The organism is Elioraea tepidiphila DSM 17972, assembly GCF_000378465.1.
Classification (GTDB): Bacteria; Pseudomonadota; Alphaproteobacteria; order Acetobacterales; family Acetobacteraceae; genus Elioraea; species Elioraea tepidiphila.
In genome coordinates, this window is the sequence record NZ_KB899912.1 from 49,103 (window position 1) to 63,311 (window position 14,209).

General features: G+C 70.6%; 11 protein-coding genes. All 11 read right to left on the minus strand.

Annotated elements, in window-relative coordinates:
* Window positions 1-14: 14 nt before the first annotated feature.
* Window positions 15-1,007 carry an RluA family pseudouridine synthase gene (locus tag F563_RS0103200; protein WP_019013199.1) on the minus strand — a complete coding sequence of 331 codons (993 nt, stop codon included), beginning with the start codon at window positions 1,005-1,007 and terminating at the stop codon, window positions 15-17.
* Window positions 1,004-2,314 carry a replication-associated recombination protein A gene (locus tag F563_RS0103205; RefSeq protein WP_035574588.1) on the minus strand — a complete coding sequence of 437 codons (1,311 nt, stop codon included), beginning with the start codon at window positions 2,312-2,314 and terminating at the stop codon, window positions 1,004-1,006. Before F563_RS0103205 ends, F563_RS0103200 begins: the two co-directional genes overlap by 4 nt.
* Window positions 2,315-2,321: 7 nt before the next feature.
* Entirely contained in the window at window positions 2,322-3,788 is a 1,467-nt protein-coding gene (locus tag F563_RS0103210; RefSeq protein WP_019013201.1) for a DegQ family serine endoprotease, read from the minus strand.
* Window positions 3,789-3,819: 31 nt separating this feature from the next.
* Window positions 3,820-5,634, minus strand: a complete 1,815-nt coding sequence (locus tag F563_RS0103215) for a PAS domain-containing protein (RefSeq protein ID WP_019013202.1) — start codon at window positions 5,632-5,634, stop codon at window positions 3,820-3,822.
* 111 nt (window positions 5,635-5,745) lie between these two features.
* The gene (locus F563_RS0103220; protein ID WP_019013203.1) at window positions 5,746-6,789 is read right to left on the minus strand and encodes a C-terminal binding protein; all 1,044 of its coding nucleotides are present in this window, start codon (window positions 6,787-6,789) and stop codon (window positions 5,746-5,748) included.
* A gap of 26 nt (window positions 6,790-6,815) precedes the next feature.
* Entirely contained in the window at window positions 6,816-7,991 is a 1,176-nt protein-coding gene (locus F563_RS0103225) for a mandelate racemase/muconate lactonizing enzyme family protein (protein ID WP_019013204.1), read from the minus strand.
* 4 nt (window positions 7,992-7,995) lie between these two features.
* Window positions 7,996-8,904 carry a carbohydrate ABC transporter permease gene (locus F563_RS0103230; RefSeq protein WP_019013205.1) on the minus strand — a complete coding sequence of 303 codons (909 nt, stop codon included), beginning with the start codon at window positions 8,902-8,904 and terminating at the stop codon, window positions 7,996-7,998.
* 21 nt (window positions 8,905-8,925) lie between these two features.
* The gene (locus F563_RS0103235) at window positions 8,926-9,885 is read right to left on the minus strand and encodes a carbohydrate ABC transporter permease (RefSeq protein ID WP_019013206.1); all 960 of its coding nucleotides are present in this window, start codon (window positions 9,883-9,885) and stop codon (window positions 8,926-8,928) included.
* Between the two features lie 62 nt (window positions 9,886-9,947).
* Window positions 9,948-11,279 (minus strand): ABC transporter substrate-binding protein, encoded by a 1,332-nt coding sequence (locus F563_RS0103240; RefSeq protein WP_019013207.1) that lies wholly within the window; start codon window positions 11,277-11,279, stop codon window positions 9,948-9,950.
* A gap of 50 nt (window positions 11,280-11,329) precedes the next feature.
* Window positions 11,330-12,385: an ABC transporter ATP-binding protein gene (locus tag F563_RS0103245; RefSeq protein ID WP_019013208.1), complete on the minus strand. Its 1,056-nt coding sequence runs from the start codon at window positions 12,383-12,385 to the stop codon at window positions 11,330-11,332.
* Between the two features lie 68 nt (window positions 12,386-12,453).
* Complete coding sequence (locus tag F563_RS0103250; protein WP_019013209.1) at window positions 12,454-14,085, minus strand: thiamine pyrophosphate-requiring protein; 1,632 nt, start codon at window positions 14,083-14,085, stop codon at window positions 12,454-12,456.
* Between the last annotated feature and the right edge of the window lie 124 nt (window positions 14,086-14,209).

Consider the following 14,209-nt stretch of genomic DNA (forward strand, 5'->3'; position numbering starts at 1 on the left):
CAGTAGCGCGGCCGTCACCCGCGCCGGGCGCCGGCACGCGCGGGTTTGATCGGCCGAGGTGCCGCGAAGCCCAGCGCGGCGAAGGTCGCGCGCATGTGCGGCGGCAATGGGGCCTCGGCGCGCAGCACCCCGCCCTCGGGGTGCGGGATCGCGATCCCGCGCGCGTGCAAATGGAGCTGCTCCGGGAAGCCTTCGAGCATCGCGCCCGGGCCGCCGTATTTGGCATCCCCCAGGATCGGGCAGCCGATGCCGACGCAGTGCACGCGGAGCTGGTGCGTCCGCCCCGTGAGCGGCGCGAGTTCCAGCCAGGCCGCACGGCGCCCGGCCGCATCCAGCGTGCGGTAATCGGTGATCGCGCGCGCGGCATCGTCCTCGTCGCGGCCCGCCAGCACGACGCGCTCGCCGCGCTGGCCCGGCCGCTTGGCGAGCGGCGCATCGATCCGGCCCTCGCGCGGCGTCGGCACGCCGACCGTGACCGCCCAGTAGGTCTTCTCCGCGTCGCGCGAGCGGAACGCGGCCGCAAGCCGGCTTGCGGCGCCAGCCGTGCGCGCGAGCAGCAGCACGCCGGTGGTGTCGCGGTCGAGCCGGTGCACGAGCCGCGGCCGCTCCTCCGCGCCGAAGCGGAGCGCATCGAGCATGGCATCCAGGCTCTTCACGATCCCAGGGCCCCCCTGCACCGGCAGGCCGAACGGCTTGTCGAGCACGATCACGCTGGCGTCGCGATAGAGCACGAGGCGCTCGAGCTCCTTGGCATCGTGCGGATCGACCGCGAGCGCGCGCTTCGGCCGCGGCGCGTCGAGGTCGCCGAGCGGCGGAACGCGCACGGACTGGCCAGGGACGAGGCGCGTGCCGGTCTCGGCGCGCTTGCCATCGACGCGCACCTGCCCGGTGCGCAGCAGCTTGGCGAGCGCGCCGTGGGGGAGGCCAGGGAAGTGGCGGCGGAACCAGCGGTCGAGCCGGATCTCGGCCTCGTCCTCGGCGACGGTGCGGGTCTCGACGGCGCTCATGGGCGGCGCTTCTGCCTGAGCCGGTCCCACTCCGCCAGCCGCTCGGCGATCGCCGCCTCGCGGCCGCGCGTGGTCGGGCGGTAGAAGCGCTGCCGCGCCATCTCCTCGGGGAAGTAGTCCTGGCCCGAGAACCCCTCCTCGGTGTCGTGGTCGTAGGCGTAGCCGCGGGCGTAGCCGAGCTCCTGCATCATCCGGGTCGGTGCGTTGAGGATGTGCTTGGGCGGCATCAGCGAGCCGGTCTCGCGCGCGGACCGCTGCGCGGCCCCCCAGGCGACATAGGCCGCGTTCGACTTCGGCGCGCTCGCGAGATGCAGCACGGCCTGCGCGATCGCGAGCTCGCCCTCCGGGCTGCCGAGCCGTTCATAGGTCTCCCAGGCCGCGAGTGCGGCGTGGATCGCGGTCGGGTCGGCGAGCCCGACATCCTCGGAGGCGAAGCGCAGCACGCGCCGGGCGATGTAGCGCGGGTCCTCGCCGCCGACGATCATGCGCGCGAGCCAGTAGAGCGCCGCGTCGGGGTCGGAGCCGCGCATCGACTTGTGCAGGGCCGAAATGAGGTTGTAGTGCTCCTCGCGGTCCTTGTCGTAGAGCGCGGCGCGGCGCTCCAGCACGCGCGCGAGCCCGTCCGGGCCGAGCGGTTCGGTCTCGGCCGGCAGCGCGAGCAATTGCTCGGCGAGGTTGAGCAGGTAGCGCCCGTCGCCGTCGGCCATGGCGCAGAGCACCGCGCGCGCCTCGGCCGTGACGGGCAGGGAACGACCCGCAAGGCGCTCGGCGCGCGCGAGCAGCGCCTCCAAGGCTGGCTCGTCCAGCCGCTTCAGCACCAGCACGCGGCAGCGCGACAAGAGCGCGCCGTTCAGCTCGAAGGAGGGGTTCTCGGTGGTCGCACCCACCAGCACCACCGTGCCGTCCTCGACCACCGGCAGGAACCCGTCCTGCTGGGCGCGGTTGAAGCGGTGGATCTCGTCGACGAACAGCAGCGTGCGCTGCCCGGCCGCGCGGCGCTTGCGCGCCTCCTCGAAGGCGCGCTTGAGATCGGCGACGCCGGAGAACACCGCCGAGAGGGCGACGAAGGCGAGCCCCGCGCGCGCGGCGAGCAGCCGCGCGATCGTGGTCTTGCCGGTGCCGGGCGGGCCCCAGAGCACGATCGAGGAGAGGCTGCCCTGCGCCAGCATGCGCGTGATCGCGCCCTCGGGGCCGGTGAGATGGTCCTGCCCGACCACCTCCTCCAGGGTCTGCGGCCGAAGCCGGTCCGCGAGCGGCCGCGCCGGATCGTCAGGCACCGGTCGAGCGGCTGCGTCGAGGCCGAACAGGTCGGCCTCAGCCGGCAAGCGTGGCCTCCATCACGCGGCCCTCGCGGCGGATCGCCATCCGGAACGGTCCCGGCCGGCGCGCCTCCATCACCGCGAGCACGTCGCGCACGCTGCGGACGTCGCGGCCGGCGATGCGCAAGATGATGTCGCCGGGCCGGAGGCCGACGCGCGCGGCGGGCGAGCCCTCGCGCACGTCGATCACCGCGACGCCCGTCTCCAGCAGGTCGAGGCCGAGCTCGTCGGCGAGCGCGGGCGAAAGGTTGCCGATCTCGGCGCCGGCGAGCGCGTGGTTGCCGCGCACCGTCGTGGCCTGGCGCGGCGGGTCCTCGGGCGGCGGCTCGAGCGGCAGCGACAGCACCATCTCGCGCCCGCCGCGCAGCACCGTCAGCCGGGTCGCGCCGCGCGCCGGCTGGGTCGCCATCCGGTAGCGCAGGGCCTCGGCATCCTCGACCGGCCGGCCGTCGAGCGCGGTGATCACGTCGCCGCGCCGCAGCCCCGCCCGCGCGGCCGGACTGTTCGGCGCCACCTGGGCGACGATCGCCCCGGTCGGGCGGGACAGCCCGAGCGCGCCCGCCATCTCGGCGGTGACGGTGTCGACCCGCACGCCGAGCCAGGGCCGGGCGAGGCCGGCGCCGGTGAACCCGGCGACCACCGCGCGCACCATGTTGGACGGGATCGCGAAGCCGATGCCGATCGACCCGCCGCCGCGCGTGAAGATCGCGGTGTTGATGCCGATCAGCCGCCCGTCGGTGGTGACCAGCGCGCCGCCGGAATTGCCCGGATTGATCGCCGCGTCGGTCTGGATGAAGAAGCGGAAGTCGGTGATGCCGACCCCGGTGCGCGCGAGCGCCGAGACGATGCCCTGCGTCACCGTCTGGCCGACACCGAAGGGATTGCCGATCGCCAGCACCACGTCGCCGACCTCCACCTCGTCGCTGTCGCGGAAGGCGAGCGCGGGCAGCCGTTCCCGGCCCGGATCGATGCGCAGCACGGCGAGGTCGGTGCGCGGATCGCGGCCGAGGATGCGCGCGGCGAACTCGCGCCGATCGGCCAGCACGACGGTGATCTCGTCGGCCTCGCCGATCACGTGGTTGTTGGTCACGATCACGCCGGAGGGATCGACGATCACGCCCGAGCCGAGGCTGGTCTGCACCCGCTCCTGCGGCGCGAAGGGGCCGTCGGGGTCGAGGCCGAAGAAGCGGCGGAAGAACGGATCGGCCAGCATCGGCGGCTGGGTGCGCACCGTGCGTCGGGTCAGGACATTGACCACGGCCGGCGCGGCCAGGCGCACCACGGGGGCGAAGGTGGCCGCGAGTTCGGCCCGCGTGGCCGGCACGGGCTGGGCCTGGGCGAGCTCGATCACCGCCGCAGGGGGCGGGTCGTTCGCCGGGACGGGCGCCGCCCGCATCGCCGGCGCATCGGCGCAGGCGGCCGCCAGCAGGACGGCGAAGGGGAGCGTAAGCTTCCGGATCATGGCCTCAAGATAGTGCGTCCGGGCCGCCGGGTCAGGCAGCGACGCCGAGGAACTGGGCGCCGAGCCGGGCCAGGCGCTGCGCCTGCGGCCCCGCCTGGCGCACCGCCACGCGCAGCCGGCGCATCCGCGCCTCGCCGAACAGTCGGCCGAGCCGCGCCTCGGGCAACGCCCGCAAGGCCGCCCCCTCGAACACGATCAGCGTGAACGGGCCGAGCCCGGGCGGCAGGTCGGGGAGCGCGGCACCCTCCGCCATCAGCCCGACCGAACTGAACAGCGGCGCAAGCTCCTGCCCGATCTCCATCAGCCGCACCGGGTTGGTGCCGGACGGGATGCCATCCAGCACGGGCGTCAGGATCTCGCGTGCAGGCGCGGGCAGGCCGCGACAGGCCGCCAACACGCCGCGCCGGCGCGCAGCCGCGGCGAACGTCTCGTATGCCACGGGCAGCGCGGCCGGCGTGCGATCCCCGGCGGCCAGCGCGGACAGGGCCTGCTCAGCCGCGGCACCCAGCAGGACGATGTCGTGGTCGGGCAGCCCGGCGGTCGTCTCGCCGGCCAGCGCGTGCGCCGCCTCGATGCGCCGGCGGAGCTCCGGCGCGAGCGTCATCCAGACGAGCGCCGTCCCGCCCCCGCCGGCGCTGATCAGGCGCTCCGGCACCACGCGCGGCGCCGCCAGCGCCTGCTCCAGCTCCGCCAGCACCTGCGCGCGCAGTTCGGCCTGGCGGGCGGCCAGCCGTTCCATGAGGGTGGAAACGAGGGTCGCGCGATCCGGCGGGACGTCGATCCCGTCGGCCGGCACGGCCGCGGCATGGCCGGTGACGCCGGGCGCATGCTCGCCGCCGTATTCGCCGACCAGGCGGATGCGGATCTCGCGCGTGATCGCCGCGATCCGGTCGGCGTTGTCGAGCTCGGTGCCGCGCGCGAACCAGATCGCGAAGCCGCCGGAGTCGGTGCGCGCATAGACGTCGCCCGGCTCCAGGCGGCGTTTGATCACGGATTCGGCGAGCATCATCAGCCGGCTCTCGACCTGGGCCCAGCGCTCGCCATAGGCCGCGCGCAGCGGGTCGAGCCGGATCAGCGCGACCTGGCCCACGACGAGGCGCCGCTCCGGCGATGCCGCGTCATGCCCGTGCTCGGCGTGCAGCGTGACGACGCGGAACCGCGTGCCCTCATGCTCGACCGCGACCGCGTGGATCAGCACCGGGATCACCGAGCCGTCCTTGCGGCGAAGCAGCAGGGGCATCCGGTAGCGCCCGCCGGTGCGGCGCTGCTCGGCGCGGCGCGAACGCGCCTCCTCCAGGCTCGCCGGCGCGGTCAGCCGATCGACCGACAGGCCCGGGAGCTCGCCCATCGCATAGCCGGTGAGCGCCGCGTAGGCGGGGTTGGCGACCAGGATGCAGTCATTCGGCATGATCACGGCCGCGGCGACGTCGAGGTTGCGGAACACCTCGGTCAGCACCGCCTGGATGGTCGCGTCCTCGCGGTCGCGCCGGCGGCGTTCGGTGATGTCGCGCCCCATGAACAGCACGGCCGGGCCGCCGCCGGCGATCGCGCCGAGCGGGATCACCGTGAAGCCGAACCAGAACCGCGTGCCGTCGGCACGTGCCCAGCAGATCTCGTCGCGGAGTTCCGAGCCGGCGGCGATGGCGGCGTCGAGCCGCGCCAGCGTCGCGGGATCGCTGTCCGGACAGGCGAGCAGCGCCAGTCCGCGTTCGCGCAGCATGGCCTCGGCGAAACCGGATACGCGCGCGAGCACGGCGTTGGCGTCGATCACCCGCCGGTCGGTCGAGGCGATGACGACGAGCGCGAGCCCGTCGCGCTCCAGCGCTGGAATCACGGCGTCCAGCATCGCTCGGCGATCCCCGAGGCCGAACCTCTACGCCCCATGAGATGGTGACGAGGCGCGCTTGCCGGAAGGGCCGCCAGGGCGCGGAAGGACCCGACGCCGGCTCCCCGGCCGTCAGCTGTTCGGGCCGCGGTCCATCGCGTAGGGCTGCCAGCGGCGAAGCCCGCTGCCCGGCAGCACGGTCGGGTTCACGCAGGACATCGGCCAGCGCCCCGACAGCACCAGCGCCAGTTCCTGGCCCACCCGGCGCTTGCGCGCCGGATCGAAGCGCGCGGAGGCCGAGGCGTTGTGCGGCGAGAGGATCACATGCGGCATCTTGAGCAGCGGGTTGTCGGGCTTGGGCGGCTCGATCTCGAACACGTCGAGCCCCGCCCCGGCGATGGTCTTGCTCTCCAGCGCGCGGATCAGCGCGGCCTCGTCCACGGTCGGGCCGCGGCCGGTGTTGATGAAGATCGCCGTCTTCTTCATCTGCCGGAAGTGCTTGTCGGTGAGCATCCGGCGGGTCAGCGCCGTGTCGGGCGCGTGCATCGAGACGAAGTCGGACTGCTGCAGCACCTCCGAGAGCGTCGCCGGTTGCACGCCGTAGTCCGACATCACGAGTTCCTGCACGAACGGGTCGTAGGCGAGCATGTGCAGGCCGAAGGGGCGGGCGCGCTTGGCCACCATGCGCGCGACCCGGCCGAACGAGATGAAGCCGAGCGTGAGCCCCATCAGACGCGGCACCTGGAGCAGCTGCGGCCGTCCCTCCATCCAGCGCCCTTCGCGCACCATGCGGTCCTGCTCGATGCAGCGGCGGTGCGTGGCGAGCAGCAGCATCATGGCGTGATCCGCCACCTCCTCGATGAAGGTGTCGGGACAGTTGGTCACCGGGATGCCCTTGGCGGTCGCGGCGGCGACATCGACGTAATCGACACCCACCGTGCCGAGCACGATCGCCTTGCACTTGGAGAGCGCATCGATCATCGGCTTGGTGAACTTCATGCCCTTGGCATACACGGCGTCCGCCTTCGGCGCGGCGGCGATGAACCCCTCCTCGGTGGCAGGGCATTCGACGATCTCGGCGTCCATGCCCTCGAGCGCCTCCATCTCGTAGTCGTAACCGCCGCCCGCGGTGGTGAACGAGGCTCCGGCGGGGGTGAGGATCGTGTACTTGGCCAAGGTCGGTCTCCTGGGTGGAACGAACGTCAGGTCCTGGGCGGGCGGGCGCGCACGGCGGCCTCGTTGATGTCCGCGCCCCAGCCCGGCGCGGTCGGCAGCACGAGCTCGCCGTTCTCGATCACGGGAATAGCCGTGACGAACTCGTCGCGCCAGGGGCATGAGTCGAGATCGATCTCCATGATGCGGAAGTTCGGCACGGCGGCCGAGAAGTGCGCGGAGTGGAACGAGCAGAGATGGCCGTAGAAGTTGTGCGGCGCGCAGTTCACCTCGTAGGCGTCGGCCATCGCCGCGATCTTCAGGCTCTCGGCGAGCCCGTTCCACGGCACGTCGATGATCGCGACGTCCATGCCGTAGGTTTCGAGATAGGGGCGGAAATCGCGCCGCCCGTGCAGGGTCTCGCAGCTCGCGATCGGACAGGGCGCGCGGCCGCGGATCAGCGCGAGTGCGGCCGGATCATGCGTGTCGATCTCAAGCCAGCGCAGGTCGAACTCCGCCGCCGTCTCGGCGATGCGCAGGAACCCCTCGGTCTTGAAGTGGAAATTCACGTCGAGCATGACGCCGAACTCCGGGCCGACCGCGTCGCGGATGGCGCCCAACTGGCGGCGGAGATCGGCGAGCAGCGCCTCGTCCCAGTTCAGCTCCGGCCAGCCGGGTGTGCGGCCGAAGCCCTGGTTGAAGTACCGGAGGGCACCGTCGCGGTAACGGAACAGGTTGGTCTTCAGGCAGCGGAACCCTTGCGCCTTCACCTCGGCGGCGTGTGCTGCGAGATCGTCGTAGCTGCGCAGGTCCGGCAGGAAGCCCTTGCCGCGCTGCGCCACACGGTAGGTGCCGAAATGCGACCAGTAGACCGGGATGCGCTCGCGGATCGGTCCGCCGAACAGCGCGTGGACCGGCTTGCCGGCCTCCTTGCCGCGAATGTCGAGCAGCGCGTTCTCGATCGCCGCGATCGCCTGCTGGTTGATGCCGCCCCTCGCCTGGCGCGTGGCGACGTGCAGCTTCGCGACGATCGCCTCGGAGGCGCGGGGGTCCATGCCGATGATCAGCGGCGCGAGCGCCTCGATCACCGGCGAGAGGCCGCGGCTGCCGAAGTCCTCGTTGTACTCGCTCCAGCCGGTGATGCCGCAGGCGGTGGTGATCTTCAGGAACGAGAAGCTGCGCCACGCCGCGTCCGCGCGCAGCGTCTCGACACGGTCGATGCGCATCCGGCTATTCCTTCACCGCCCCCGTGAGCGAGGAGACGTAGTAGTCGACGAAGAAGGAGTAGAAGATCGCGACCGGCAGCGAGCCGAGCAGGGAGCCCGCCATCAGCGCGCCCCACTGGTAGACGTCGCCGGTGACGAGCTCGGTCAGGATCGCCACGGGAACGGTCTTCTTCTCCGACGAGCTGATGAAGGCGAGCGCGTAGATGAACTCGTTCCAGGAGAGCGTGAAGGAGAAGATGCCCGCGCTGATCAGCCCCGGGGTGGCGAGCGGCAGCGTGATCTTGGTCAGGATCTGCAGCCGTGTCGCGCCATCGATCAGCGCGCACTCCTCGAGTTCGTAGGGGATCGACTTGAAGTAGCCGATCAGCAGCCAGGTGCAGAACGGGATCAGGAAGGTCGGGTAGGTGAGGATCAGCGCGAACGGGCTGTCGAACAGCCCGAGCTTGAACACCATCAGCGCCAGCGGAATGAACAGGATCGAGGGCGGCACCAGATAGGCGAGATAGATCGCGAGGCCCACATACTGGCTGCCCTTGAAGCGCAGGCGCTGGATCGCATAGGCGGCGAGCGTGGCCGCGAACAGCGACAGGAAGGTCGAGCCGATCGCGATCCCCATCGTCGTCATCAGCCACGACGGATAGGCGGTGTTGAACAGCAGATGGTTGATGTGGTCGAGCGTCGGCGAGCTGATCCAGAGCGGATTGTAGTCGCGCAGATTGTAGAGCTCGTGGTTCGGCTTGAACGCCGTGATGGTCATCCAATAGAACGGGAACAGCAGGATGAACACGAAGCAGGCGAGCGGGACGTAGATCGTCACCACGCGTCGCGTGCGCGTGTCCCACGACATCAGCTCCGGCGTGACGGTCGCGGATTCCTTGCGGGCCGGGGCGGCGGCTGCGGCGGCGTCGCTCATCGTTCGTCTCCTCCGCCCGGCTCAGTCGTTGCTCTCGCCCTGCTGCCACTTGCGCCGCGCGAGCGCGAAATAGCTGAACAGGGTCGCGAACACGAGGAACGGGATCATCGCCACCGCGATCGCCGCACCCTCGGCGAGCTGCCCACCGGGGATGCCGCGCTGGAACGCGAGTGTCGCCATCAGATGCGTCGAGTTCACCGGCCCGCCGCGGGTGATCGCGTAGACCAGCTGGAAGTCGGTGAAGGTGAAGATGATCGAGAAGGTCATGACGATCGCGAGAATCGGCAGCAGGAGCGGGAAGGTGATGTAGCGGAAGCGCTGCCAGCCGGTCGATCCGTCGAGCAGGGCGGCCTCGTAGAGCGAGGGCGAGATCGTCTGCAAGCCGGCGAGCAGCGTGATCGCCACGAACGGGATGCCGCGCCAGATGTTCGCCGCGATCAGCGACCAGCGCGCGGGCCAGGCGGAGCCCAGGAAGTCGAAGTAGCGGTCGCGCAAGCCCAGCACATCGACCACGAACCACGAGATCACCGAGAACTGCGCGTCGTAGATCCACCAGAACGCGATCGCCGAGAGCACCGTCGGCACGATCCAGGGCAGCAGCACGATCGCGCGCAGCAGGCTCTTGAACGGGATGTGGTTGTTCAGCAGCAGCGCGAGCCAGAGCCCGAGGCCAAATTTCCCGACCGTCGCCACCGCCGTGTAGAACACGCTGTAGAACACCGAGGACCAGAAGATCGGATCCTCGGCGAGCCAGATGAAGTTCTCGAGCCCGATCCACTTCCCATCACGACCGATCGTGGCGTCCGTGAAGGCAAGCCAGATCCCCAGGCCGAGGGGATAGGTGAGGAACACCATCAGCAGTCCGATCGCCGGCAGCATGCAGGCGAAGATCAGGAACGGCTTCCAGTCGAAGAGCCGCACCAGCCACGAGGGCTGGGGCCGCTGCTTCGTCCAGACGATCGCCGATGTCGTGGCGTCCATGGTGCCCTCGCGGCGTCAGCGGTGCCGCCGGCCGGTTCGCGGCCGGCGGCACCGCCGGGGACTCAGCGGAAGATGCGCCGCGCGCGGCGCTCGGCTTCCGCGACGGCCTGCTGCGGCGTGGCCTGGCCGCCGGCGACCGAGGCGTACATCTGCACCAGCACGTACTCGGACGCCGCCGTGCCGGTGGCTGCCGTGATCGGCCCCTTGTAGCCGGACCAGTAGCGGTAATCGAGGCCGCGCCGGTACACCGCGATCTTCGGGTCGCTGTCCCACACCGCGCTGTTGTCGTACGCCTTCAGCGGGTGCGACCAGTAGCCGAGGCAGGCGGTCAGCCACGGGTTGTACTGTTCTGCTTCCATCATGAACTGGATGAAGGCCTTGGCCGCGTTCGGGAACCGCGCGCTGCGGAACACCATCGCATTGATGATGGTCGCCGTCTGCGGCGCATCGGGGGCCAGGCCGCGCGGCATGTTGGCGTGGTCGCTGTCCTCGGCGATGTGGCGCGTGTTCGGATCGTTCTTCAGCGCGAAGTAGAGCGACACGCCGTTCGGCGTCAGCCAGCACTCCTGCGCCGCGTAGGCGCGGTTGTTGGTCGGGTCGAGCCAGGAGAGCGTGCCGGGGACGAAGGTCGGGTAGAGCTTCTGGAGGTATTCGAGCGCCTGGATCGTCGCCGGCTGGTTGATCGCGACCCGCCCCTGCTCGTCGGTCAGGAAGGAGTTGTGCGACCAGGTGAGCCAGTTCGCCGTCCCGTTGCCGTCTCCCACCGCGTTGCCGAGCGCGAATCCGGCGGGCTTGCCGATCTCCTTCAGCCGCTGGCACAGCCTGAGGAAGTCCTCGTGACTGTCCGGGATCTTGTCGAACCCCGCCTCCTTGACCGCCGAGATCCGGTACACGATCGGGCCGGTCGAGCCGCCGAGCGGGATGCCGATCCAGTTGTTGGTGCCGTGCCGCTTGCCGTACTTCTCGGCGAGGAACTGCCAGCCGCCGTATTTCTTGCCGAGATACTCGGCGACATCCGACATGTCGAGCAGCCGGTCGGCGTAGATGTGCGGATCGTCCGACCAGCCGATCACCACATCCGGGCCGGTGCCGGTGTTCGCGAGCACCGCCGTCTGCGGCCGGATGTCCTCCCAGCCGACGAAGTCCACGCGCACGGGCACATTGAACTGCCGGCTGAACTTCTCGGCGTTGGCGCGGAAGAACGTCTCGTCCGGCTCGACGAAGCGCGCCGGGCGGATCACGCGCAACGACGCCCCGCTCTCGATCGGCAGGCGCGGCGGCTCGGCGGGCTGGGTCGGGATCTGCTGGGCGCGCGCCTCCTCGACGAGGGCGAGGGTCGCCGCAGACGCGGCCGTGAGCTTCAAGCCGTCACGTCGGGTAATCAGATAGGCCATCGGACATTCTCCCTCTTCGCAGTGTTGTCTGAGGCCGTTCGCTCGGCTCTTCAGTCGATTCGCCGGCCGGATTGCCGGTCGAACAGGTGAATCAGCGCGGGGTCGGGCGAGACCGGCAGCACCTCGCCGGGCCGCGCGGCGATGCGTTCGCGGAACGCACCGATCATGTGCGCATTGCCGGCGCGCAGGATCACCTGGGTTTCCGACCCGGTCGGCTCGACCACCTGCACCGTCGCGCGGATGCCGTTCGGGTCGAGCCGGAGATGCTCGGGCCGGATGCCGTAGATCGCCTCGCCGCGATGCCGCGCCGCACCGTTGCTCGGCAGGGGCCAGCGCGTGCCGTCGGCGGCATGGAAGGCGCCCTCCTCGATCCGCCCCTCGATCATGTTCATCGCCGGGCTGCCGATGAAGCCGGCGACGAACAGGTTCGCCGGGCGGTCGTAGAGTTCGAGCGGCCGGCCCGCCTGTTCGACATTGCCGTGGTTCATCACCACGATCTTGTCGGCCATCGTCATGGCCTCGATCTGGTCGTGCGTCACGTAGACGGTGGTGACGGTCAGGCGCTGGTGCAGCTCCTTGATCTCGGCGCGCATCGCCACGCGCAGCTTGGCGTCGAGGTTGGAGAGCGGCTCGTCGAACAGGAACACCTGCGGGTTGCGCACGATCGCCCGGCCCATCGCCACGCGCTGGCGCTGCCCGCCCGAGAGCTGCCGCGGGTAGCGGTGCAGCAGCTGTTCGAGGCCGAGGATGCGGGCCGCGCGCCCCACCTCCTCCTGCATCACCGCCTTCGGCGCACCGGCGAGCTTCAGAGAGAACGCCATGTTGTCGAAAACGGTCATGTGCGGGTAGAGTGCGTAGTTCTGGAACACCATGGCGATGTCCCGGTCCTTGGGCGGGACGTTGTTCACCACCCGCCCCCCGATCACGATCTCGCCCGAGGTGATGTTCTCCAGACCCGCCAGCATGCGCAGCAGGGTGGACTTGCCGCAGCCCGAGGGGCCGACCAGCACGACGAACTCGCCGTCGGCGATATCGACCGACACGCCGTGCAGCACCTCGGTCGACCCGAAGGACTTCCTCACATTCCGGATATCGACCGCCGCCATCCGTCCTCCCTTGACGCGCCGCGTGGCCTTCGGCCTTCAGTGTGCGACAGCCGCATCATGCATGTTTGCTAGCCCGGACGCGAGACTTCCGTCTCCTTCGCCGTGATGAACTCCAGGAGCGCCGGCGTCCCGCTCCGGGTCTGCTCGATCCCGCGCCGGATCGCCGGCACGATGTCCTCCGGCCGCTCGACCCGCTCGCCGTAGCCGCCGAAGGCCCGCGCCATGGCCGCATAGTCCCCGGAAATATCGGTGGAACGGTACTTCTCGGTCGAGACCTGCATGATCTTGAGCTCGATCGCCATCGAGAAGTTGTTCAGCAGGATCGACAGGATCGGGATTCGCTCGCGGACCGCCGTCTCGAAATCCATCCCCGTGAAACCGATCGCCGCATCGCCCCAGACATTGATGCAGAGCTTCTCCGGCTGGGCGAGCTTCGCCCCCATGGCCAGCCCGAGGCCATAGCCGAGCTGCGTCGTCTTGCCCCAGCCGAGATACGAGAGCGGCTCGGTCGCGACCCAGAACGGCGAGAGCTGATCGCGCGGGCTGCCGGCGTCGTGCGTGATGATGGTGTTGCCGACATCGACCGTGCGCATCAGGTCGCGGATGACCCGGTAGGGCGAGAGCGGCACCGCGTCGCTGTTCAGCTTCGCCGACCACTTCTCCAGCCACGGCGCGCGCACCGAAGCGAGTTCGGCGGCGATGGCCGCGCTGTCGCGCGCCTCCCGGATCCTGTCCTTCAGCGCCGCGATCAGCGCCTCCAGCGTCAGCGCCGCATCGCCGATCAGGCCGAGCTCGATCGGCACGTCCTTGTTCAGGTGGTTCGGATCGAGTGTCGCATGGATGATCCGCCTGCCCTTCGGCATCGGCACCGCGAAACTCGATTCCGTGAAGCTGCATCCCACGCCGAGGATCACGTCGGCGGACTTCAGCACATGCGGCATCGTCGCCGGCGTGGCGACCCCGCCCGCGCCGGCCGAGAGCGGATGCGTCTCGGGGAAGGCGCTCTTGCCGCCGAGGCTGGTCGTCACCGGCGCCGCCAGCAGCTCGGCGAGCGCCCGCAGCTGCGGCCAGGCGCGCGCCCAGTGCACCCCCGTGCCGGCGTAGATCACCGGCCGCTTCGCCTCCGCCAGCATCGTCGCCGCGCGCTCGACATCCGCCGGGTCGGGGCCGTAGCGGGTGGACACCACCGGCGTGTAGTCGAGCGGCTCCGGCACCTCCTCGTTGAAGATGTCGGCCGGGATCTCGACCAGGCAGGGGCCGCCGCGGCCGTTGCGCAGGCGCGTGAAGGCGCGGCGCAGGACGTTCGGCGTCTCGGCCGGCAGCCAGATCGCCTCGGCCGACTTGGTCACCGAGCGCATCGCCTGGGTCGAGTTGAAGTTCGGCTCGAGCTGCGCGAGACGGCGCTGATAGCCCATCGGCAGCACCAGCACCGGCACGGACTCGCCGAAGCACTGCGCCACACCGCCATAGGCGTTCTCGGCCCCCGGGCCGTGCTGCATGCAGAACGCCCCGAGCTTGCGGCCCGAGGAGAGCCGCGACATCGCGTCCGCCATGTGCAGGCCGATGCGCTCCTGGCGCACCATGATCGGGCGGATGTCGATCGCGGCGGCGAACTCGATCAGGTGATTGACGGGATAGCCGCAGAGGATCTCGATCCCCTCGCGCTTCATGATCTCGGCGATCGCCTGGCCGACTTTCACCGCGCCGTCCCCTCCGTTGTGGCAGCGTTTCGACACGCCTGATGCATCAGCCTAGGCACGGGCGGGCCGGCACCGCAACCCCCTGCCCGACAGCGAATGCCCGGGAAGAGCGGGGGGACGACGG